The following is a 22,749-nucleotide window of genomic DNA, read 5'->3' as shown; positions in this document are numbered from 1 at the left end:
ACCGTCGGCTGCTGGTTCGACGCGAGCGAACGCGCGGCGCGTCTGCGTGGAACGAGACCACGCCGCCGAACGGACGGCGGTGGTGCCCTCGTCAGGAGAACAGGACTTCTGCGGCGTGCGTCGCGGTCTGGGCGACCGGATCGAACACCACGAGCAGGCCGACGGTGACGACCGCCGCCGCCACGATGGCGGCGTACAGGCCGGTCGGCGTGCCGCGCAGGTCGAGGTCGCGGTCCGGTTCCTCGATCCACAGCGCCTTCACGACGCGCGAGTAGTAGAACAGCGACAACGCGCTGTTCAGCGCCGCGAGGGCGGCAAGCCACGCGAGACCGGACTGCACCGCGCCCGCGAACAGGATGTACTTCGAGAGGAAGCCAGCACCCACCGGGAGGCCGGCGAGGCTGAACATGAACACGGTCATCGCGACGCTCGCTATCGGCGCGCGCTTCGCGAGACCGTTGTAGTCCTCGAAGGTCCGGCCGACGCCCCACTGTTCGGCGAGCGCGACGAACAGGAACGCGCCGGTGTTCATGAAGCCGTAGACGAGCAGGTGCATCAGGGCCGCGCCGAGCACGAATGAGTTCTGCGCGGTCGCCCCGCTCTGGATCGCCGCGAGACCGATGAGCACGTAGCCCGCGTGCCCGATGGAAGAGTACGCGAGCATGCGCTTCACGTGGTCCTGTGTCGCCGCGGCGAAGTTGCCGAGCGTCATCGTGACGGCGGCGAGCACCGCGAACACCAGCGACCAGTCGACCACCGTTGCCGAGACGGCCGACAGCGGGAACGCCGTCACGAACACGCGGAACGCGATGGCGAATCCGGCGGCCTTCGACGCCGAGGAGAGGAACGCGCTGATGGGTGCGGGCGCGCCCTCGTAGGCCTCCGGTGCCCAGAAGTGGAACGGAACGGAGGCGGTCTTGAACGCGACGCCGCCGACGATCATCACGACGCCGACGCCGAGCACGCCAGCGAACTGGGTCCCCGCGACCGCGTTCGCGACCTCACCGAGCAGCATCGTGCCGGTGGCGGCGTACACCAGACTGATGCCGTACACCATCACTGCGGAGGACAGCGCGCCGACGAGGAAGTACTTCAGGCCGGCCTCGACGCTGCCCTCGTTTTTCTTCAGGAACGCCACCAGCCCGTAGGACGGGAAACTCGCGAGTTCGAGGCTCACGAACACCGTCACGAGGCTGTTCGCGGACGCCATCAGGCTCATCCCGGTCGCTGCGAGCAACACGAGCGTGTAGTACTCGCCGAGATAGTCCTCCTCGGCGATGTAGTCGTAGCTCGCGACCACGACGAGCGTGGCGACGCTGCCGACGATGAACGCGAAGAACAGGCTCATCGCGTCCACGACGAGTGCGCCGTCGAACTGCACGAACCGGTAGTTGCCCGTGCCCGCCGCGAGGAACCACGCCGCCGTGCCGGCGGCGAGCGCGGTGCCGATACCGCTGATAGTGGCGAGCAGGCTGTTGTTACGTGAGTTCGGCGCGATAGTGTCGACGCCGAGCACGACCAGCGCCGTCAGCCCAAGGATCAACTGTGGGGTCAGCGGCGGGAGTTCCGCCATCAGAGCCCACCTCCGAAGGAGACAAGTTCAGTCGACTGCGCCGCCACGTCGGCAACCGGATTGACTGCGTCCTTGATCATGGTCCAGAACACCTCGGGCACGGTGCCCAGGAGGATGACGAGTAACACGAGCACGACGATGGCCGCGACGTCGTGGAACGACGCCGGCACGATGTCGTACTCCGTGTCCGCGCTGAACGGCCCGAACAGCACCCGCTGCATCGCGAACAGCAGGTAGCCCGCGACGATGACGATGCCGAACATCGCGAGCGCCGTGAGCAACTGGGCGTACGCGAACGTCGCCTGGAACCCACCGAGGAAGATGAACAGTTCCCCGGCGAATCCGGCCATCAGCGGCAGGCCCATGTAGCCGAAGGCCGCGGCGACGAACACCGCAGCGGTGACGGGCATCTTGTCCGCGATGCCCGAGAGGTCGCCGACCATGCGCGTGTGCGCCGTGTTGTAGATGACGCCGACGCACATGAACATCAGCCCCGAGATGAGGCCGTGGGCGACCATCTGGAACGTCGCGCCGCCGAGGCCGAACGTGTTGTACGCGACGAGACCCAGGAGGACGTACCCCATCGAAGACACCGAGGAGTACGCCACGATGCGCTTGAGGTCCTGCTGGGCGAGCGCGAGCATCGCGCCGTAGATGACCGACACCACCGCGAGTATCGCGATGGGCACCGCGAGGTCCTGGGCGACGCCCGAGAGCATCGTGAAGTTGAACCGCAGCAGTGCGTACGTCCCCATCTTCAGGAGGACGCCCGCCAGCATCACGGACGCCGGCGTCGGCGCCTCGACGTGGGCGTCCGGCAGCCAGGTGTGAAGTGGCACCGTCGGCACCTTCACCGCGAACCCGAGGAACATGGCAAGGAACGCCAGCGTCTTCAGGCCGTTTTCGCCGAGGCCGTAGGTCGTCTGGAACTCACCCGCCTGGAGCGCTGCCGCGATGGTCGGCAGGTCCCACGTCGTCACCGGGAGCGCGAACACGAGCGCCGCGAACCCGATGAACATCACCAGCGAGGCGACGTTCGTGTAGACGAAGAACTTGATAGCGGCGTACTTCCGGCGCGGGCCGCCCCAGATTCCGATGAGGAAGTACATCGGCACCAGCACGAACTCCCAGAAGACGAACCAGAGGAAGAAGTCCAGCGCGGTGAACACGCCGAGCAGGCTCGCCTCCATAAACAGCATGAGGCCGTAGAACTGGCTCTGCCGTTCGTCGATTGGCGTCCACGCGCTCAGGATGGCGAGGGACGTGAGGATCGTCGTGAGCGCCACCAGCGGCATGCTGATGCCGTCCAGGCCGACGTGCCAGTTGAGCGTGTACGGGCCGACCGTGATCCACTTCGCGGTCGTCTCGAACGCGAGGCTCCCGCCCTGAACGAGGGCGTTGCCGGTCGCGTCGAACTGTGCGTACATCCAGAGGCTCCCGACGATGGGGAGCAGGCTCAGCCCGAACGCCAGTTTGCCCGCGACCCTGTCGGGGGCGAGCATGACGCCGACAGCCGAGAGCAGCGTGACAGCGATGAGTATCTCGATGATCATTCAGAACCACCCCCCGAGGAGGCCGAAGGCCACCAGGAGCGCGACCAGTCCGAACGTGAGCAGCGCGGCGTAGTTCGTCACGACGCCGCTCTGGATCCGCTTCATGCGACTGCCCGCGAACAGACTCAGACTGCTGATGCCGTTCACGACGCCGTCGACGATGGCCTGGTCGAACACGTCGGCGACGCGCGCGAGCGGGTACGTGAGTCCGCTGGCGAGCCACACCTGGTATTCGTCCTGGTAGTAGTTGTTGTACAGTACGGTCTTGACGCCACCGAGGCGCTCGGTGTGCTCCTCGGGGTCGGGCGTGTTGTACAGCGTCCACGCGAGGCCCGCGCCGGCGAGCGCGAGCGCGAGCGAGACGACCGCTGGCAGGTACGGCGCGATGTCCGCGGCGCCGTAGCCGGCGAACTCCGTGAGCAGGTGGTGGTAGTGGTCGTAGCCGAGCGCCGCGAAGTTACTCGACTCCGGAATCACCAGCCACTCGTGGAGGAACTCGATGTGTGCGCCCGTGAACTCCGCGACGGGCGTCATGTTCACGAGACCGACCGTGGCCGCGAGCACGCCGAGCACGACCAGCGGGAGTTTCACGTTCCAGCCGACGCCGTGCGGGTCTCGTGCGGTGTCCGAACGGGGTTCGCCGTGGAAGGTCAGGAACACCATCCGGAACGTGTAGAACCCGGTGAAGAACACCGCGAGCAGGCCCATCGCGTACGCGGCGAGGAGAATCGGGCTCTCGCCGGCGCCGTAGATGAGCGCCTCGTAGAGGATCTCGTCTTTCGACCAGAAGCCCGCGAACGGCACGATGCCGGCGAGCGCGAGACTGCCCGAGAGGAACGTGTAGTAGGTCACGGGCATCTTCTCTTTGAGGCCGCCCATGTCCCACATGTCCTCGTTGTGGTGCATCGCGATGATGACCGACCCGGCGCCCAGGAACAGCAGCGCCTTGAAGAACGCGTGGGTCATCAGGTGGAAGGTCGCGGCGACGTAGCCGCCCGCGCCCAGCCCGAGCATCATGTAGCCGTACTGGGAGATGGTGGAGTACGCGAGCACCTGCTTGAGTTCGTCCTTCACGACGCCCATCGACGCGGCGAACAGCGCGGTGAACCCGCCGACCAGCGCGATGAGCGCGAGCACGGTCGGGAGCAGCGCGTAGAAGCCGTACATGCGCGCGACGAGGTACACACCGGCTGCGACCATCGTCGCTGCGTGGATGAGCGCGGAGACGGGCGTCGGGCCTTCCATCGCGTCCGGCAGCCACGTGTGCAGCGGGAACTGCGCGGACTTCCCGATGACGCCGCCGAGCACGAGCAGGCCGAGAACCGCGAACCACGTCTCGGGGCTCATGCCGACCACGTCGAGGAAGTGCCCGACGTGCTCGGGCATCGACCCCTCACCGCCAGCTGCGGCGAGGGCTTGCTCCGCCATGTGCGGGAAGCTATGGACGCCCTCGCTGGCGGCGACGAACCGCGACGTGCCGAACGTCGCGAGCACGCCGACGACGCCGATGAGGAAGAAGTAGTCCCCGAAGCGCGTGACGAGGAACGCCTTCTTCGCGGCGCTCGGCGGGCCGGGTTCGCGGAACCAGAACCCGATGAGCAGGTAGGAACAGAGTCCCACCAGTTCGAAGAACATGAACGCCATCAGGAGGTTGTCCGCGACGACGAACGCCAGCATCGAGAACGTGAACAGGCCGAGGCCGGCGTAGTACCGGGGGAGGCCCGTCTCGCCCTCGTCGTTCATGTAGCCGAGACTGAAGACGTGCACGAGGGTGGCGACCAGGGAGACGATGACCAGCATCATCGCGGACAGCGGGTCCACGAGGATACCGAAGTGCAGACTAAACGTCTCCGTGGCGACCCACGTGTACAGCGACTCGGCGTAGTACGATCCACCACTCACTGTGACGAACAGCCACAGCGACAGCACAAGTGAACCCGCGGTCGCGAGGATGCCAGGAATCGCACCGCCCTTGGGCAGCGTGCGCGGGGCGAAGTAGCCCACGAGCAACGCGATCAGGAACGACGCGAACGGCAGCAGCGGAATCGCGGGCGCGAAGTCGAATGCACCTACCATGTTACCACCTCATCGTCGTGGCGTTCGTCACGTCCACGCCGTCGAAGTTTCGGTACAGCACGAGAATGATGCCGATACCGATGGCGACCTCCGCAGCGGCGAGCGCCATCGTGAACAGGCTGAACGCCTGCCCGGAGAGATTGCTGTGGTACCACGAGAACGCCACGAGGTTTATGTTCGCGGCGTTCAGCATGAGTTCGACCGACATCAGGAACAGCAGCGCGTTCCGGCGAGTCAGCACGCCGAACACGCCGATGCAGAAGATGGCGGCCGACAGCACCAGGTAGTACTCCATGGGCACCATCAGTCGTCACCCCTCCCGGACAGCGGCCTGCCGCTCTCGCTTTCGTCCTCGCGGCGCGCGAGCATCACGCCGACGACGAGCGCTGCGACCAGCACCACGTCGATGATCTCGAACGCGGCGAGGAAGCCAGCGGTGTCGGCGGCGAGTTGCGTGCCGCCGAGGTCGAACAGCACGTACCCGAGGCCCGCAGTGATGGACTCGTCGGGGAATCCGCCCTGTGACGGGTCGAAGTTCGCACCGACGAAGACGACCGCCATCACGGCGAACAGCGCAACGGCCGCGAGGCCGGGCAGTAGATTGGTATCTCGTGCGAAGCGCGGCCGGGTCGTCATTGTGCGACCCCCCGCTCGGACGTGAGCATGACGGCGAACGTGATCAGCACGAGCACGCCGCCGACGTACACAAGGATCTGCATGGCCGCGAGGAACTCGGCCTGCAGCATGACGTAGTGAATCGCCACGCTGAGGAGTGCTGCACCGAGCAGCAGCGCCGAGTGCCACACGTCCCGCACGAGGACGACACCGAGACTGCTCGCTATCGTTACGAGTGCGAACAGCGCGAACGCGATGGTCTCGTATGGCATATTGGTCACCTATTGGATTGATTGAGCGCCCTTTGTAGGTTTCGAGACGCTCTGTTACTGATAGTCGACCTCACCCTCGCCCTCGCTGATCCACGCGCCGCGGTCTGGTTCGCGGGACGCGAGTGGGTCGATGTCGTTGTACCACGGTACGTTCTTCAGCTGCTCTTTGTTGAACACGAGGTCGTGTTTCGTGTCCCCCGTGAACTCGAAGTTCTGCGTGAGCAGGATGGCGTCGACAGGACAGACCTCCTCGCAGAGCCGGCAGTAGATGCACTGACCGACGTGGAGGTTGTACTGCTCGCCGTTTCGCTGCTCGTCCATCACGATCTGGATGGTGTCGTTCGGACAGACGTTCTCACACTGGCGACACCAGATGCAGCGCTCCTGACTGAACTTGTGAATGCCCCGGAAGCGCGGACTCACTTCGGGCGCTTCGTCGGGGTACTCGACGGTGAACGTCTCGCCGTCGAGTGCGTGTTTCATCGTCGTTGCCATCGATTTGAGTAGTCCGATCATAGGCCAGTCACCCCGAGGATAACCGCGGTGAGGATGAGATTCGCGAAGGAGAGCACGAGCATGCCCTTCCAGCCGATCTCGATGAGTTGGTCGATGCGCACGCGCGGAATCGCCGAGCGCGCCCACTGCGTGAACAGGAACACCGCCCAGATCTTGATGACGAACCAGACGAACCCGGGCAGGAACGGTCCGCCGGGGCCGCCGAGGAACAGCGTCGCGATGATGGCGCCACCGAGGAAGATGTGGAGGAACTCGCCGAGGTAGAACAGGACGAAGTAGACACTGGAGTACTCCGTCTGGTATCCCGCGACGATTTCGGTCGGCGCCTCCGGCGTGTCGAACGGGTTGCGGCCGATCTCCGCCAGGTTCGCCACGACGAACAGCACGAACGCGAACGGGTTGACGAACGCGAACCACGCCGGAATCCGGAGTCCGGCGACGGTGAGCAGCGTCGTGTTCTGCTGGACGGCGACAATCTCGCTCAACTGGAGCGTGCCCGTGAACAGCACCACGGACGCCGCAGTGACGACGAGCGGGATCTCGTACGCGATGTTCTGTGCGACGGCGCGCAGGCCGCCGAGCAGGCTAAACTTGTTGTTCGACGCGTACCCGCCCATCAGCAGCCCGATGCTGGCGATGGACGCGATGGCGAACACGAACACGAGGCCGGTCTCGGGGTCCGCGAGCTGGATGCCGCTCCCCATCGGTATGACGGCGAAGCCGAGCATCGCGGACGACGCCAGAACGATCGGTGCCAGGTCGAACGCGGGGCGGTCCGCCTTCTCCGGAATGATGAGTTCCTTCGAGAGCAGGCGCACCGCGTCCGCGACGATGATGAGCAGGCCGAACGGACCGACGCGGTTGACCGCGATGCGGTCGGTGAACGCGGCGGTGATCTTCCGTTTCGCCCACGGCCCCGCGACGCCCGTCATCGCCAGCATGATGTTCCCAATGAGGAACGCCGCGAGGAACATCGAGACGAGTTCCCCGAGGAACCCGCCGATGCCGAGCATTCGCGCGATGGTGTCGGGGAGCGGTGTCGGCGTCGCCATCTATCGGTCCACCTCCCCGAGGATCACGTCGAGGCTGCCCAGTGTGGCGATGAGGTCCGGGACGTACTCGCCATTGGACATCTCGTGGAGCGCCGACAGGTTCGAGAAGCACGGACTCCGGATCTTGAAGCGTCCGGGCTTGTCCGTGCCGTCCGAGCGAATGTAGATGCCGAGTTCGCCCTTCGCGCCCTCCACGGAGCGATACGTCTCTGCGCCCTCGTCGGGCTTGAGGGTTCGCGGGACGTTCGACTGGATGTTCCGCTCGTCCTCCGGCCAGTCCTCGAGCAGGTCGATGCACTGCTCGATGATGCGCGCGGACTGCTCGACCTCGCGCATGCGAACGAGGAGCCGCGAGTAGTTGTCGCCGCCGTCGTCGGTGATGACGTCCCAGTCGAGTTCGTCGTAGTAGCCGTAGGGGTCGTCGCGGCGCAGGTCGTAGTCGACGCCGGAGGCGCGAGCGACCGGGCCGGTGACGCCGTAGTCCTTCACGGTCTCGGCGTCGATGGCGCCCGTGTCGACACAGCGCGACTGGAAGATCTCGTTGCCCGTGATGAGGTCGTGGTATTCGTCGAGGGCCTCCGGGAGGTCGTCGAGGAAGTCCCGGGTCTTCTCGAAGAACTCCTCGCGGGGTTCCGGGATGTCCCAGACGACCCCGCCGAGGCGGAAGTAGTTGAACATCATGCGCTGACCGGTGAGGTCCTCGAGGATGTTCTGGACGATCTCCCGGTCGCGCATCGCGTACATGAAGATCGCCGTGAAGTCACCGTAGATGTCGAGACAGAACGTCCCGAGCGCGAGCATGTGCGCGGCGATGCGACACAGTTCCGCGCCCATCGTACGGATGACCTGCGCGTACTCCGGGACCTCGATGTCCGCGAGGTCCTCTGCAGCGCGCGCGTACGCCCACTCGTTCAGGAGGCCGGCGGACGAGTAGTCCCACCGGTCCGGGTAGGGCATGATCTGGTAGCGGTACGTGCCCTTCTGTGCCATCTGCTCCTCGCAGCGGTGGAGGTAGCCGATGTCGGGTTCGACGTCGGCGACCTGCTCACCGTCGAGGACGGTCTCGATGTGGAGGACGCCGTGGGTCGCGGGGTGGTGGGGACCGATGTTGAGGAACATCGTGTCCGAGTCACCGTCCCCGCGCTCGTGGCCCTCCAGGGGGTTGGCGTGTTCGTCGAACTCGACGATCTGTGGCTTGTTCTGGTTGTAGTCGAGTCCGAGCGGGTGGCCCTGCCAGGTCTCGGGCAGCAGGATGCGCCGGAGGTCCGGGTGTCCCTCGTAGTTAACGCCGACGAGGTCGTAGGCCTCTCGCTCGTGCCAGTCGGCGCCCCGGAACACGGGTTCAGCGCTCTCGCTGACCGGGTCCGAGCGGGAGGTCGGCACGACGACGCTGACCTCGTCGGTCGGGTCGTCGAACTTCTTCAGGTGGTAGATGCTCTCGAAGCGGTCCTCGCGTTCCTCGGCGGTGACACACGAGAGGTGGTCGTAGCCCGCTTCGTCTTTCAGCGTCGAGAGAACGTCCTGGACGGCGTCTGCGCGGACGACGAATCCGGGCGCGTTCATGTGGTCGTCGCGTGCGACGACGTCGTCGCCGAGGAGCGTCTCTATGTCCTCGCCGTCGAGGTCCTGGGTCGCCGGCACCGCGTCGCGTTCTCGCTGCGAACTCATGGCGAATCAGCCCAGTTGTATCGCATGACCAGGGAGTCGTCCTCGATCTCGCCTGCGAGTTTGTCGACGATCTCGTCGCGGTCGAGGTCGCCGAACTCCTCGAGTTCGTAGGGCTTGACCGTCACCGGCGAAGATTCGCCGTTGGCGATGCGTTCCTGGAGTTTCACGACGCCGTAGACGAGGGCCTCGGGTCGCGGTGGGCATCCCGGGATGTGGATGTCCACGGGGATGACCTCCTCGGCGCCCTTCACGACGTTGTATCCTTCCTGAAAGGGACCGCCGGAGGCGGTGCAGTTGCCCATGCCGACGACGAACTTCGGTTCGGGCATCTGGTCGTAGACGCGTTTCATGCGCGGCGCGAACTTCGAGACGATCGTCCCGGGAACGATCATCACGTCCGCCTGCCGCGGCGAGGCGCGCGGAACGCCGGATCCGAATCGGTCGAGGTCGTGTTTCACCGCGTACGTGTGCATCATTTCGATGCTGCAGCACGCGATACCGAACTGCAGCATGAACATGCTCGACCCCCGAACCCAGTTCATGAACTTGTCGAACTTCGTGAGGATGAACGGCGTGGAGCCGAACGCCTCCCGAAGTTTGGAGTTGAACCGGTTGTCGACGCCGTCTCCCATTCGGGCGTCGCGGGTGGCCGTAAGCGGGTCGCTGCTCTCGAGTATCGTGTCGCGGGGCTTGTCACTGCTCATGTGGATTCCTCCGTTCGTGCCGCGGATTGCGCACCCACCGGACGGCGCCATTGCGCCACGCCCACGCGAGGCCGACGACGAGCACGCCAATGAAGACGAGCATCGGCGCGAGCGCTGCCATCAGGCCGGCGGATTCGACGGCGTCAGTGTAGATGACGGTCCACGGGAAGATGAGAACGGTCTCGATGTCGAAGACGAGAAACAGCAGCGCAACCATGTAGTACTGGATGTTGAACCGGATGCGCGCGTCCCCCGTCGGAATCTCACCACTTTCGTAAGTGGCTCGCTTCCCTTGTTCCGGTACGCTGGGACGGATAAGCGCCGAGACGGCCATCATCCCGACGGGGATGAGGACGCCCACCAGCGCCAGCATACCGATGGCGATCCATGAATTCATAGGATTATCTCCGTAACGTGCGGAGGTTTGAACCCCACGCCCATAAGCGTTGATTTATGCGCGCACGCGCGGAGACGGCCGAAATCCCCGTTTTGAGGGCGTCATTCGCGTTCCGGGTCTCGACTGGTAGTCGAGTGCAGTCGGGACCCGAGACACCGCTACCGTCGCTGAAATTTCGGACAGACAGGCGTGTTATCTGTCACTTCGGCCGGCGGACGCGACTCGTCGTTCGGCCAAGTGGACGTGTCGTCAGTAACTCAGTCGGCTGAACGCGTCGTCACTCACACGGTTGGCCGGACGCGTCGTCGGTCACTCCCCGTTCTCGCGGAACTGTTCCGTTCCCTGCTCGTGGAGTCCGAGAGAGACGTCCGCGACGCCGCCCCGTCGTTCCTCGTGGAGGTCGTGGAGGCGCTCGCGGAGTTCCGCGTCGTCGGTGGCGAGCATCTGCACCGCGGAGAGCGCCGCGTTGTACGATTTGCCGGCGTCGACGGCGGTGAGCGGTGCGCCCGTGGGCATCCCGATGACAGAGTCGACGGACTTCTCCTGGACGGGGACGCCGACGACGGGAGTCGGGTACGCGATGGAGGCCGTCATGTTCGGGAGGTCCGCCGATTTCCCGCCAGCACCAGCGATAATCACGTCGACGCCACGTTCGGGTGCGGTCTCGGCGTACGCGTACAGCAACTGGGGCGTCCGGTGCGCGGACACCACCCACGTCTCGAAGGAGTAGTCCGCCGGGGCGTCGTCGTAGTCCGTGACTTCCGCGAATCCGAGGTCCGTAAGCGCGTGGTGCGCGCCGGGGTCGTCCTCGGTCCCCATCATCACGTCGAGGTCCGAGTCGCTGCCCATGATGACGCCAACGTCGGGCGTCTCCTTGCTGGGGCGGTCGCGCTCTGCTTCTGCTTCGAACAGGTCGACGAGGTCGGTGACTGTGGTCATGGTTGCGGGTTCGTCATTCGAAGGCGAGTTCGTCGCGCGCACTCCGGGCACAGTCGAGGAGCGCGTCACGGTCCGTTCCGTCGACGCCCCGCGTGTCCGGGGCGACAGCAGTAACGTGTCCCATCTTTCGGAGCGGGCGGACCTCCCGTTTGCCGTACCAGTGGAACGCAACGCCGGGTTCGGCGAGCGCGCCGGGAACCCCCTCGAGTTCGGCGGGCCGGGACGGTCGGTCGTCGCCCAGCAGGTTCGCCATGGCAGTTGGCGCTCGTAGCAAAATTTCGCCGAGTGGCAGTCCGAGAACGCCCCGGACGTGTTGCTCGAACTGCGAGATGTGACACCCCTCGATGGTGTAGTGTCCGGAGTTGTGCGGTCGGGGAGCGATCTCGTTGACGAGAATTTGGGCATCCGCGCGCTCGCGGTTTCCACCGCTCGCAGATTCCGCGTCGCTACGCGACGCGCGCTCGAACAGCTCGATGCCGAACACGCCTCGGCCATCGAGGACGCCGAGGACGTCGCGGGCGACCTCGTCCGCTCGCTCGTGGACAGCGTCCGAGGTTCTCGCGGGCACGACGGATTCGCGCAGGATCTCGTCCTCGTGGACGTTCTCCGCGACCGGGTACGTCGCCGTCTCGCCGTCGCCGCGAGCGCCGATGACCGAGAGTTCGCGCTCGAAGTCGACGAGTTCCTCGGCGACGAGGCCGTCGAGGCCGTCGAAGGTCTCGCGGGCGTCACCGACGGAGTCGACGGGCGCGTTCCCGCGGCCGTCGTAGCCGCCTGTACGGGCCTTCAGCATGAGTGGCGAGCCGAGTTCGTCGAACGCGGCGGCGAGGTCCTCGGCGGTGTCGACCGCGCGGAACGGCGCTACTGGAACGCCGGCGTCGGCGAGCGCGCGGTTCTGGACGAGTTTGTCCTGGATGGTGCGCAGCGTGCCGGGCGACGGGTGGACCGGCACGCCGGCGTCGCTCGCGACGCGTTCGAGGACGTCGGGGTCCGCGAGTTCGATTTCGAAGGTGAGCGCGTCGACGTCCGCGGCGAGGTCCCGGAGACCGGTCTCGTCGTCGAAGTCGGCCGTGACCTGGTCGGCCGCGGGCGGAGCGGCAGGGCAGTCCGGCGTCGGGTCGAGCACGTGCACCTCCGCGCCGAGCGGACTCGCGGCCTCCGCGAGCATGCGCCCGAGTTGGCCGCCGCCCACGACGCCAAGGGTCGCGCCCGGAACTGGCACCGTCATCACCCCGACGTTACGCCTACTCCTGCATAAGAATTGCCGAACGCCGCCATCGAATGCCCACTATCCTGTATACCCTTGCGCGCTCCGGTCGACGAAGACGACGATGACGGTGTTCGAACTCGTGAGCTCGTACGTCCAGCTCTCGTACCCATCGAGGGTGGGCTCGACCGTCCGGTAGTGTTTCGCCCTGGTGATGACGACGGGAGCGTCGACCCCCGCGAGTTCCCGGCGCGTGGCCGCCGAATCGGTCTCCGCGCTGGCGCGCTCCAGATACCAGTTCAGCGGCAACCGCCAGAACCAGTGCTGGGGAATGCCCTGATGTGGGTACGCCGCGACCGACTCGTTCCGGATGTTGAAATGCGACCCGTAGAAGAACACGTCGGTGCCCTCGTTCGCCCGCGCGACCGACCGAACGGTCGCGAGCGTCTCACCCATCTGGCTGCCCGGTTGGCCGTGCTGGACGAGCGCGTTGTCCTCGTCCTGTGGCATCGTGTAGGAGGTTTCAGCGGTCACGACGGCGGCCTGCGCGCCCGCCGCGAGCAACACGACCACGGCGAGTGTGGCACCGACGCGGTCCCCCGACGCGAACGACGAACGGCCGCGGTCGACGACGAGGCGGACGCCGACAGCGGCCGGAATCGTGAGTGGAACGACCGCGTGCACCACCGACCAGTGGCCCGGAATGTCCGTGATGATGGGGTAGAGCACGACACTGGCGAGCGCCCAGTACCCAGCGAACTGGACGAGGTCACGGGGGTCGTCGGCCAGGTAACGGTCCGCGAGGAAGCCGACGGCGCCGGCCACGGTGACGACCAGTGAGACCGCACCGAGCGTCTTCAGCGCCGCCATCAGGTACTCGATGTAGCTCTGCTTCCGGGAGACGCTGCTGTCGAGTCCCCAGGTCCCCCAGAACTCGCTCCACGCGCCCAACGTCGCGTCACCGAGCACCGCGGGTGCGAGCGACGGGTCGCCGAACATCCGGTAGAGTTCGGGGCGGGGCGCGTAGAAGACGACCACGACGAGCGCGAACGCGAGCACACCGCCCGCGATAGCGCGCCACCACGCGCCCACTTCTCTGCCGGCCCACTGGACGCGGTCGCCCGCGACCGACGCCCACGACTCACCGCGGGCGCGGGCAGTGAACAGGCGGCCGTCGAGGAGGAGCGCGCCCGCCCCGACGAAGATGCCGGCGTAGACGAGCGCGTTCTCCTTCGCGGTGAATGCGAGGCCCAGCGCCGCGCCCGCCGCGACCAGGTAGCCACCGCGCCCCGTGTCGATGGCGTGCACCGCGAACCCGACAGCGAACAGCGCGAACGCACCGACGAGCACGTCGTTGCGCATGAATCGGGAGTAGTAGACGAGCACGGGGTTGAGCGCGAGGAAGACCGCGAGCGCGGCCACCTCGACGTCGTCGAGGCGGGTCCGGAACAGCCACGCGGCCAGCGGCAGGAGGCCGCCGACGAGCGCGACGGCGTAGCGCGCGATGGCGTCGGAGGCGCCGAACACGCCGAACAGGAGTTCGTTGACGTGGAAGAGGAAGGGGCCGTGGACGATGGCGCGGTAGTGCCACTCGCCCGTGGCCTGGTAGCGCAAGATCCAGTAGCCGACGCGCGCCTCGTCCCAGTGGAAGACGCGGTCGCCCAGCGCGACGAATCGGAGGACGAGCGCGACCAGCGTGGCAGCGACCACGGCGATGGCGACGCGACGGCGTCGCGACGTGCCGGCGTCGGACGCGGAGACAGTAGACGCAGAGACCATGCTTCGTTCAATCAACGGAACCGGGTGCTTAGAAGTTTTCCGTGTATCGTCCAGTCGGAACGTGCTGGCGCCCGCTGTGTCGGCCAAACCGGCCGGGGGTGCCTGCCAGTTGCGGTAGGATTTTACCCGCTCCGGGCGACGAACCACGCATGGTAGCCCTCGGACTCGTCGTTGCGGAGTTCAACCGCAGCGTCACGGAACAGATGGAGGACGCAGCCCTCGAAGCGGCCGCCGACGCAGACGCCGAGGTGGTCGAGACGGCGCGTGTGCCGGGCGTGTACGACGCACCGCTGGCCGCAGACCGTCTCGCGCGCCGCGAGAGCGTGGATTGTGTGGCGGTCGTCGGCGCCATCGTCACCGGCGACACGGACCACGACCAGGTCATCGCGCACTCGACTGCGCAGAAACTCACCGACGTGAGCCTGGACCGCGACACACCGGTCGCGTACGGCGTCACCGGTCCCGGGATGTCGGGAGCGGAAGCCCGCGAACGGGTCGAGAAAGGCGCAGAGGCCGTGGACAGCGCGGTCCACCTCGCGGAGGCGCTCTGAGATGCGTTTCGCCGACCGCGTCACCCGGGTGGAGCCGAGCGCGACGCTCGCGGTGAGCAACCTCGCCAGCGAACTCGAGGCCGACGGCGTCGACGTTGTCGACCTCTCGGTGGGCGAACCGGACTTCGACACCCCGGAGAACGTCAAGCAGGCGGGCAAGGACGCGCTCGACGCCGGGGAGACGAAGTACGCGCCGTCGAACGGGATTCCACGCCTGCGTGAGGAGGTCGCGGCGAAGCTCCGGAGTGATGGCCTCGATTACGAGGCGGGCAACGTCGTGGTCACGCCAGGCGCGAAGCAGGCGCTGTTCGAGTCGTTCCAGGCGCTCGTCGACGAGGGTGACGGCGTCACGTTGCTCGACCCCGCGTGGGTGTCCTACGAGGCGATGGCGAAGATGGCCGGCGCGGACCCCTCCCGGGTCGACCTCGCGCCCCACGACTTCCAGTTGGAGCCAGCGCTCGACGACCTCGCGGACGCGGTGACCGACGACACCGCAGTGCTCGTGGTGAACTCCCCGAGCAACCCCACCGGTGCGGTGTACTCGCGGGCCGCGATGGAGGGCGTGCGCGACCTCGCGGTCGAGCACGACGTCACCGTGATCTCTGACGAGATCTACCAGCACATCAACTACGGCCCCGAGCACGTCAGCCTCGCGAGCCTCGACGGGATGTTCGAGCGCACCGTCACCATCAACGGCTTCTCGAAGGCGTACTCGATGACGGGATGGCGACTCGGCTATCTCGCCGCGCCCGAGAACGTGGTCTCGCAGGTCGGCAAAGTGCAATCCCACTCCGTCTCGTCGGCGGCGACGTTCGTCCAGCACGCGGGCGTCGAAGCGATGACGAACACCGACGACGCCGTCGACGAGATGGTCGAGGCCTTCGAGGAGCGCCGCGACTTCTTGCTGGAGTTGTTCGCCGACCACGGCATCGACATGCCGACGCCTGAAGGCGCGTTCTACGCGATGATACCCGTCGAGGAGGACGACGAGCAGTGGTGTCAGAACGCGCTGAAGGAGGCCCACGTCGCGACGGTTCCGGGGAGCGCGTTCGGCGCGCCGGGGTACGCGCGGCTTTCGTACGCGGCCAGTAAGGAGCGACTGGAGGAGGGTGTCGAGCGGCTCGCAGACGCCGGCTTCCTGTAGATTCGGGATTTCGCGGTTCCGGACTACGGCCAACTCCCGCTGCCCTCGTAGGCGTCGACGACGCGCTGCACTGCAACGACGTACGCGGCGGTCCGGAAGTTCGGCAGGTCGTTTTTCTCGTAGGCGTCGGTCATCGCGTCGAAGGCGTCAGTGATGAGCGCCTCGAGTTCGTCGTTCACGCGCGCCTCGGTCCACTGGAAGCGCTGGCGGTTCTGCACCCACTCGAAGTACGAGACGGTGACGCCGCCGGCGTTCGCGAGGATGTCCGGCACGACGTGGACGCCGCGCTCGGTGAGCACGTCGTCGGCGTCCGGTGTGAGCGGGCCGTTGGCGGCCTCGACGACCACGTCGGCTTGCACGTCTCTGGCGAGGTCACCGTTTACGGCGTTCTCCAGGGCGGCGGGGACGAGGAGGTCGACGTCTAGCGTGAGCAGGTCACGATTCGACAACTCGTCCGTCGCCGCGCCGTAGCCCGTGACGGAGCCGGTTTCGGCCTTGTACTGCTTGACCTTCCGCGTGTCGAACCCGTCGGAGTTGTAGATGGCGCCCGAGGAGTCCGAGACGGCGACGACGTCCGCGCCCAGGTCGTCGATGAGGGACGCCGCGACGGAGCCAGCGTTGCCGTACCCCTGTACGGCGACGCTCGCGCCCTCGATGTCCTTCCCGAGGTAGTCGAACACCTCGCGGGCGGCGAACATCGTGGAGCGACCGGTCGCCTCGACGCGGCCCGCGCTCCCGCCGTTCTCGGGTGCCTTCCCGGTGATGACGCCGGGTTCGGTGGTGTTCTCGAGTGTCTCGTAGGTGTCTTTGATCCAGTTCATCTCCCGCTGGCCGGTGTTCACGTCGGGCGCGGGAACGTCCTTGTCGACGCCGATGAACGGACGGAGTTCCGTCGCGAACGCGCGAGTGACGCGCTCGAGTTCGCCGTCGCTGTACTCGTCGGGGTCGATGACGATGCCGCCCTTCCCGCCGCCGTACGGGATGTCGGCGACTGCGGTCTTGTACACCATCCATCCGGAGAGCGCTTTCACCTCGTCCCGGGAGACGTCGGGGTGGTATCGGATGCCACCCTTGTACGGGCCGCGGTCGCCATTGAACTGCGAACGGAACGCCTTGAACGTCTCGAGGGACCCGTCGTCCATCTCGACCGAGAGCGTCGTTTCGAGCACGCGCTCGGGGTGCTTGAGACGTTCGAGAACGTCCTCGCCCACGTCGAGGTACTGGGCGGCGTCGTCGAGTTGTTCCTGCAGATTCTCGAACGGATTGGAGCCCGACATCGTGTGAATCGATTCCACCCCTCACGTTAAGCGTGACGGAACGAGATGACAGAATAGTATATACTCCGTCGGTCAGTACCGGTGACGGAGCAGCCGAATCGTCGACCGGTGGCGTCAGTTGCCTCCGTCGGCGTCAGCATCGTCGGCTGCCTCGGCCCGCGCGACAATGCGCTCGGCCTGTGCGACGAGGGGCGCGTCGACCATCTCACCGTCGACGCGGAACACGCCCCTGCCCTCGGCGTCCGCTTCGCGCTTCGCGTTCAGCACGCGCTCGGCCCACTCCACGTCCTCGGGGTCGGGCGTGAACGCGTCGTTGATAGGCGTGACCTGCGCGGGGTGGATGGCCATCTTCCCGTCGTAGCCCAACTGCGCGGCGAAGCGCGTCTCGTCGGCGAGTCCGTCGGTGTCCTCGATGTCCGTGTAGACGGTGTCGATGGCGTCCACGTCCGCCGCACTCGCCGCCAGCACGACGTGCTCGCGGGCGTGGAGGACTTCCGTCCCCTCGTCCGTCCTCGTCGCGCCGATGTCCGCCGACAGGTCCTCCGCGCCGAACACGAGCGCGTCGGTCGCCTCGACGTTCGCGATCTCGGCGGCGTTCAACACACCCCGCGCGGACTCCACGAGCGCGAGCACCGGAGCGTTAAGGTCCTGCTCCGCGAGCAATCGCGCGAGCGTGTTCACGTCGTCGCCTGCCGACGCCTTCGGCAGCATCACGGAATCGACACGGACACCGCCACCGTCGCCCGCGCCCGCCAACGCACTCTCCACGTCGTCGCCCGCCCCGGAGCCGACGGGGTTGACGCGCACGCACACCTCACAGTCCGGGTCGAAATCGGGGTCCGAAACGACCTCCCGGACGCTCTGCCGCGCCTCGTCCTTTCGCTCGGGTGCGACGGCGTCTTCCAGGTCGAACACCACGACGTCAGCGCCCGTCCCGGGCGCCTTCCGCAGCATCTCCGGGCGGTCCCCCGGCGAAAACAACACGCTTCGTCTGGCCATATCGGAAGCGTGTGTGCCAGTCGCCTTGTAGGTTTCCGGATGGAAGTGTATGTATCGACGAGTTCTGGGAAGCGGTCTTCGAGAACACCCAGAAAGCCTCTGCTGGAGGATATCGAACCACCTCTATTACCACCCAGAAAGCCCCGGGGCGCTCGCGTCCGCTCGCTCGTTGCGCTCCTCACTACGTTGCGGTGCTTACGTCGCGAGCGAACAGGCAAGCGCGAGCGCCCCGCCCCTTTCAGTCCCACCCGATGCCGGTTGGTCAACCAGCAGGATGGGACTGAAAGGGGCGGTCGTCTCGACGAAGGCAGGTGAAGCAAGCACCGCAGGCCGAAGGCCGAGGAGCACAGCGAACCTCCCGAGTCGAGACGACCGGGGCTTTCTGGATGTTGGTGGGAGTGACTATGTCGTCTACAGCCAGTGCGGCCCGGGTGGCCTCGAACCCCCAGGGAACGTATCTCACTCAACCAAACACCACCAACACGGAGTACCGGAGCCATTTTGGCGAACCCAGCCAACGCCACGAACATGACCGGGCTGTACTACGAGGAGTTCAAGGTCGGGGAGACCATCGAGCACGGGAAGCGTCGCACCGTCAGTGAGTCCGACAACCAGGCGTTCTGCGACATGACGATGAACCAGCAGCCACTCCACCTGGACGCGGAGTTCGCCGCCGACACCCAGTTCGGGGAGCGCCTCGTCAACGGTCTCTACACGCTGAGTCTCGCTGTCGGACTCACCATTCCGGATACGACGGACGGCACCATCGTCGCGAACCTCTCCTACGACGACGTCGAGCACCCTGCTCCAGTGTTCCACGGCGACACCATCCGCGCGCAGTCCACCGTCACCGACAAGCGCGAGACGAGCGACGGCGAGCGCGGCGTCGTCACGATGCGCGTCGAGGCCTTTGCCGTCAACCGCGAGGACGAACTGGTCTGTGAGTTCGAGCGCACGATTCTCTCGCTGAAGCGCGAACACGCCGAGGACTGACAGTGCCACTCCGGGACCGCATCGACACCACCGGCGTCGAGGCGGGCAGGGTCGCAGCGAGCGGCCCCAGGCCAGCCACGCTCGCGCGCTGGGCACTCGGCGCGATGCTGGTCGCCGCTGGCGCGCACAAACTCCTCGACCCGGGCGCGTGGACGGTGTACGTCACGGACTGGCTCGCGCCGTGGCTCGTCGTGTCGCCCACCGTGTTCATGCTCGCGAACGGCTACCTCGAACTCGCATTTGGCGCGGCGCTGCTCGCGGACCGGTACACAGTATTCGCGTCGTTCGTCGCCGCCGTGTCGCTGACAGCGACGGTTGGCTACCTCGCAGTCGTCTGGGCGACCGGGGGAGCGTTCGGCGATGTGCTGGCGCGCGACGTCGGACTCGCGGGTCTCGCGTGGGCCGTACTCGCCGCCGAACTGCGGCCCGACCCCGGCGAGTAGTCGCACACGCGCGATGCTTTTTGTCCGCCTGCGGTGACCCTCACTCGTGCTCGACTGAGTCGTCGCGTTCTGTTCGACCCGCCCACCAACCACCGACCAGTCACCAGACCACCGGATGGTCACACATGCACGACACACGCTACGACATCGACCCCCAGTATCGCTTCGACCCGGCCCGCGTTTTCCCTACGCGCGAGGCGTGGGCCAACGAGTGCGTCGCACTCGCTACATCGTGCCGGCGATGAGCACCGCGTTCACGGCGACGGCGAGCAGCCACGGCACCGCAAGACAACACGGTGCGACCCACCGGTAAGCGGGAGGCACGATCTGTCGACCCGCGACGCCGACACCGAACGCCACCAGTTTCACGGCGGCGAGACCCGCGTATCCGTGGCCAGCGAGCACCGACGCCGCGATAGGGTTCCCTTCCTGGAGGCCGATGTGGGCGATGCCGTAGTACGTGAGGACGAGATCCCCGAGAAGCGCCGCGAAAGCAACCGCCCAGAGTCTCGCCTCCCTCGGGGAGACGTCGAGCGTCGGTCGGTGGGTGCGTTGCGTTCGAGAAGCCACGAGCAACCCGACGACTGCCGGTGGATTTGTTACAGGCCGGCTACGCCACGGAAGGACAGTTATTACGCGCCGTAGGGTCGGCTTACGAGGTCGGCGACAGTTACGAGGTCGGCGACAGTTACGAACTGCGTGGAGAACAGTCACCGACAAGAAGCGGACGCGGCTTCCGTTCCCTGCTGGCTCAGCGGATGGTGACCCGCCGCATCAGAGAATGGTGCCGTGTTTCTTCGACGGCCGGTCCTTCTCGACGTCCTCGTAGAACGCAAAGCGGTTCGATAGTTCGCCCCGGAGGTCCGAGGGCGCCACAATCTCGTCGACGACGACCTCACTCGCCATCCGATGGATGTCGATGTCCTCGCGGTACTCCTCGCGGAGTTCCTGTTCGCGTTCCTCGCGTTCCTCGGGGTCCTCGATGTCGTTGAGTTTGTTCGCGTACACCGCGTTGATGGCGGCCTCTGGGCCCATGATGCCGATTTCACCGGAGGGAAGCCCGATGACGGACTCGGGGTCGTAGGCCGGGCCGGACATCGCGTAGATGCCCGCGCCGTAGGCCTTCCGCACGACCACGGACTGCTTCGGAACGGTGGCCTCGCTCGTCGCGTAGATCATCTTCTTGCCCTTCTCCAGGATGGCGTCCTTCTCCACCTGGCTGCCGGCCATGAATCCGGGCGTGTCGCAGAGATAGAGGAGGGGGATGTTGTAGGCGTCCGACTTCCAGACGAACTCCGCGGCCTTCTCCGCGGCGTCCGGGAAGATAGCACCAGCGCGCTGTGCGGGCTGGTTGGCGACGATGCCGACCGTGCGCCCGTCGATGCGCGCGTATCCGGTGATGATCTCCTTCCCGTACTCGGGCTGGAGTTCGAAGAAGGAGTCGGCGTCGACCACGCGGTCGATCAGGTCGTGCATGTCGTAGGCGCGATTCGGAGCCTCCGGAATCAGACCGTCGATGCCCTCAGGTGACTTCGCGGGCGGTTTCGACGGCTGGCTCGGGGGCTTCTCGTCGCTGTTGTCTGGGAGGTACTCGACGAGGTTCGCGACGAGTTCGCGGGCGTGCTCTTCGTCGCGCGCCACGAGGTCGGCGCTCCCAGACTCTCGGGCGTGCACTTCGGGGCCGCCGAGGTCCTGCATCTCGATCTCCTCGCCGGTCACCATCTTCACCATGCGCGGGGACGCGATGGCCATCGCGCTCATCCCCTCGACCATCACGGTGAAGTCCGCGAACACCGGCGTGTACGCCGCACCAGCGATACAGGGGCCGTACAGCACGCAGATCTGTGGGACGCGGCCGGAGAGGCGGGAGTGGTTGAAGTAGTACTTCCCGATGCCCTCGCGGTTCGCGAAGAAGCCGGTCTGCTGGTCGATGCGACCCCCGGAGGAGTCCATCAGGTAGAGCACGGGTTTCCCGGTCTTGAGCGCGCGCTGTTGCATCCGAAGGAACTTCTCGACGCCGTGTTCGGCCATCGACCCCGCCTTCACGGTGAAGTCGTTCGCCATGAAGTGGACGTCTCGACCGTCGAACTCCGCCGCGCCCGTGATGAGACCGTCGGCAGGCAGGCGATTGTTCTCGTCCGACTCCTCGACGTCGGGGCTGTTCGGGTGCCACGAGTCGAAGTGCGCGAACTTCCCGTCCTCGAACAGGAGCGGGTCGTCGGTGTCCGAGTCCGTCTCCTCGACACCGTCAGCCTCCGATTCGGCGTCCGTCGCCGCGGATTCGTCGTCACCGAACCAGAGGTCGATGCGGTCGCGGACGAACAGTTTATCCTGGTCGGGCAGTCGGTCCTTGTACTTCTCCGGGCCGCCGGAGAGGATGTCCTGGATCTCCTCGCGGAGTCGCTCCTCGCGTTCCGTCGGCCCGAGTTCGGACTCCGGCTCCTCGGCCGATTCCGGGGCCGCGTCCTCGGGCGCGTCGTGGACCGCCGCCGGTTCCGCCGCCTCCCCGAGATACACCTCGACGTCGTCTGCGACGTGCTCTGCCAGTGCGGCGGCGACCGCTTCCGCCTCCTCGACTGACGCGCCACCACCGATGCGCACTTTCATGGTTCGGAGTGCCTCGGGCGATTGCAAACAACTTTCCCTTTGTTCCGGGGGGGACACGTGCTGTCAGCGCTCCCTCACGCCGGGACAACACTTACCGTCAGCACCGCGTACCAGCGTTCGTGTTCGCGCTCGCTCAGTTGTCGGCGTTCGTGGCGCTGCTCTCGGCACTCCTGCTGGCCGTCGGCGTCGCGCTCGCGTACCTGCTGTGGCGCGTCTACCGGACAGTTCGGGGCAACTGAAAGAAGAGACTACCCGCAGACGCACGGCTCGACACCGGCCGCATCGAGTGTGCGGCCCGGACGTGCGTGCCCGCTACCACTGGTTCGTCCGCGCTATCATTCGTTCGTCCGCACTATCGCTCGTTCGTCCGCGTGCCGGCTGTCG

General features: G+C 66.3%; 22 protein-coding genes. 4 read left to right on the top strand and 18 right to left on the bottom strand.

All coding sequences use genetic code 11. From position 1 onward, the window contains the following. Positions 1–91: 91 nt before the first annotated feature. The 14 genes from LT970_RS04140 to LT970_RS04075 all read right to left on the bottom strand — a co-directional run bounded on the left by LT970_RS04140 (position 92) and on the right by LT970_RS04075 (position 14,351). On the bottom strand, positions 92–1,573 hold the full coding sequence (locus tag LT970_RS04140; RefSeq protein ID WP_232688199.1) for an NADH-quinone oxidoreductase subunit N: 1,482 nt from the start codon (positions 1,571–1,573) through the stop codon (positions 92–94). Then, the gene (locus LT970_RS04135) at positions 1,573–3,126 is read right to left on the bottom strand and encodes a complex I subunit 4 family protein (protein WP_232688198.1); all 1,554 of its coding nucleotides are present in this window, start codon (positions 3,124–3,126) and stop codon (positions 1,573–1,575) included. Before LT970_RS04135 ends, LT970_RS04140 begins: the two co-directional genes overlap by 1 nt. Then, complete coding sequence (gene nuoL / locus LT970_RS04130; protein ID WP_232688197.1) at positions 3,127–5,202, bottom strand: NADH-quinone oxidoreductase subunit L; 2,076 nt, start codon at positions 5,200–5,202, stop codon at positions 3,127–3,129. A 1-nt stretch (position 5,203) separates the two neighbouring features. Beyond that, positions 5,204–5,506 (bottom strand): NADH-quinone oxidoreductase subunit NuoK, encoded by a 303-nt coding sequence (nuoK, locus tag LT970_RS04125; RefSeq protein ID WP_232688196.1) that lies wholly within the window; start codon positions 5,504–5,506, stop codon positions 5,204–5,206. Then, complete coding sequence (locus LT970_RS04120) at positions 5,506–5,838, bottom strand: NADH-quinone oxidoreductase subunit F (RefSeq protein ID WP_232688195.1); 333 nt, start codon at positions 5,836–5,838, stop codon at positions 5,506–5,508. Before LT970_RS04120 ends, nuoK begins: the two co-directional genes overlap by 1 nt. After that, positions 5,835–6,089 carry an NADH-quinone oxidoreductase subunit J gene (locus LT970_RS04115; protein WP_232688682.1) on the bottom strand — a complete coding sequence of 85 codons (255 nt, stop codon included), beginning with the start codon at positions 6,087–6,089 and terminating at the stop codon, positions 5,835–5,837. Before LT970_RS04115 ends, LT970_RS04120 begins: the two co-directional genes overlap by 4 nt. Positions 6,090–6,143: 54 nt before the next feature. Next, a complete protein-coding gene (locus tag LT970_RS04110; protein WP_232688194.1) occupies positions 6,144–6,605 on the bottom strand; it encodes a NuoI/complex I 23 kDa subunit family protein in 462 nt (153 codons plus the stop codon). Continuing rightward, positions 6,602–7,657 (bottom strand): complex I subunit 1/NuoH family protein, encoded by a 1,056-nt coding sequence (locus LT970_RS04105; protein ID WP_349292236.1) that lies wholly within the window; start codon positions 7,655–7,657, stop codon positions 6,602–6,604. Before LT970_RS04105 ends, LT970_RS04110 begins: the two co-directional genes overlap by 4 nt. Then, entirely contained in the window at positions 7,658–9,325 is a 1,668-nt protein-coding gene (locus LT970_RS04100) for an NADH-quinone oxidoreductase subunit D (RefSeq protein WP_232688193.1), read from the bottom strand. After that, positions 9,322–10,029, bottom strand: a complete 708-nt coding sequence (locus tag LT970_RS04095) for an NADH-quinone oxidoreductase subunit B (RefSeq protein WP_232688192.1) — start codon at positions 10,027–10,029, stop codon at positions 9,322–9,324. Before LT970_RS04095 ends, LT970_RS04100 begins: the two co-directional genes overlap by 4 nt. After that, a complete protein-coding gene (locus tag LT970_RS04090) occupies positions 10,019–10,426 on the bottom strand; it encodes an NADH-quinone oxidoreductase subunit A (protein ID WP_232688191.1) in 408 nt (135 codons plus the stop codon). The genes LT970_RS04095 and LT970_RS04090 overlap by 11 nt, the downstream gene beginning before the upstream one ends. A 309-nt stretch (positions 10,427–10,735) precedes the next feature. Next, positions 10,736–11,365, bottom strand: coding sequence for a 5-(carboxyamino)imidazole ribonucleotide mutase (purE, locus tag LT970_RS04085; RefSeq protein WP_232688190.1), 630 nt, complete (start codon positions 11,363–11,365; stop codon positions 10,736–10,738). 13 nt (positions 11,366–11,378) lie between these two features. Further along, on the bottom strand, positions 11,379–12,596 hold the full coding sequence (locus LT970_RS04080) for a 5-(carboxyamino)imidazole ribonucleotide synthase (protein WP_349292235.1): 1,218 nt from the start codon (positions 12,594–12,596) through the stop codon (positions 11,379–11,381). A gap of 57 nt (positions 12,597–12,653) precedes the next feature. After that, positions 12,654–14,351, bottom strand: a complete 1,698-nt coding sequence (locus LT970_RS04075) for a flippase activity-associated protein Agl23 (protein WP_232688188.1) — start codon at positions 14,349–14,351, stop codon at positions 12,654–12,656. 149 nt (positions 14,352–14,500) lie between these two features. On the opposite strand from LT970_RS04075, the gene ribH reads away from it, so the two are divergent. Beyond that, positions 14,501–14,902 (top strand): 6,7-dimethyl-8-ribityllumazine synthase, encoded by a 402-nt coding sequence (gene ribH / locus LT970_RS04070; RefSeq protein WP_232688187.1) that lies wholly within the window; start codon positions 14,501–14,503, stop codon positions 14,900–14,902. 1 nt (position 14,903) lies between these two features. Further along, positions 14,904–16,046 (top strand): pyridoxal phosphate-dependent aminotransferase, encoded by a 1,143-nt coding sequence (locus LT970_RS04065; protein ID WP_232688186.1) that lies wholly within the window; start codon positions 14,904–14,906, stop codon positions 16,044–16,046. 23 nt (positions 16,047–16,069) lie between these two features. On the opposite strand, the gene LT970_RS04060 is transcribed toward LT970_RS04065, so the two are convergent. Beyond that, complete coding sequence (locus tag LT970_RS04060) at positions 16,070–17,323, bottom strand: Glu/Leu/Phe/Val family dehydrogenase (protein ID WP_232688185.1); 1,254 nt, start codon at positions 17,321–17,323, stop codon at positions 16,070–16,072. 114 nt (positions 17,324–17,437) lie between these two features. Beyond that, positions 17,438–18,322, bottom strand: a complete 885-nt coding sequence (locus LT970_RS04055; protein ID WP_232688184.1) for an HpcH/HpaI aldolase/citrate lyase family protein — start codon at positions 18,320–18,322, stop codon at positions 17,438–17,440. Between the two features lie 528 nt (positions 18,323–18,850). Between LT970_RS04055 and LT970_RS04050 the strand changes: the two genes are divergently transcribed. Both LT970_RS04050 and LT970_RS04045 read left to right on the top strand, forming a co-directional pair. Continuing rightward, the gene (locus tag LT970_RS04050) at positions 18,851–19,315 is read left to right on the top strand and encodes a MaoC family dehydratase (RefSeq protein ID WP_232688176.1); all 465 of its coding nucleotides are present in this window, start codon (positions 18,851–18,853) and stop codon (positions 19,313–19,315) included. Positions 19,316–19,317: 2 nt separating this feature from the next. Then, entirely contained in the window at positions 19,318–19,758 is a 441-nt protein-coding gene (locus LT970_RS04045; protein ID WP_232688156.1) for a DoxX family membrane protein, read from the top strand. 225 nt (positions 19,759–19,983) lie between these two features. On the opposite strand, the gene LT970_RS04040 is transcribed toward LT970_RS04045, so the two are convergent. Next, entirely contained in the window at positions 19,984–20,328 is a 345-nt protein-coding gene (locus LT970_RS04040; protein ID WP_232688152.1) for a DUF5658 family protein, read from the bottom strand. A 204-nt stretch (positions 20,329–20,532) separates the two neighbouring features. Next, positions 20,533–22,365, bottom strand: a complete 1,833-nt coding sequence (locus tag LT970_RS04035; protein ID WP_232688149.1) for an acyl-CoA carboxylase subunit beta — start codon at positions 22,363–22,365, stop codon at positions 20,533–20,535. Between the last annotated feature and the right edge of the window lie 384 nt (positions 22,366–22,749).

The organism is Halobacterium zhouii, from assembly GCF_021249405.1.
Taxonomy (GTDB): domain Archaea; phylum Halobacteriota; class Halobacteria; order Halobacteriales; family Halobacteriaceae; genus Halobacterium; species Halobacterium zhouii.
The sequence above is the reverse complement of the archived record's forward strand: the minus strand, read 5'-3'. Positions and strand labels throughout refer to the sequence as shown.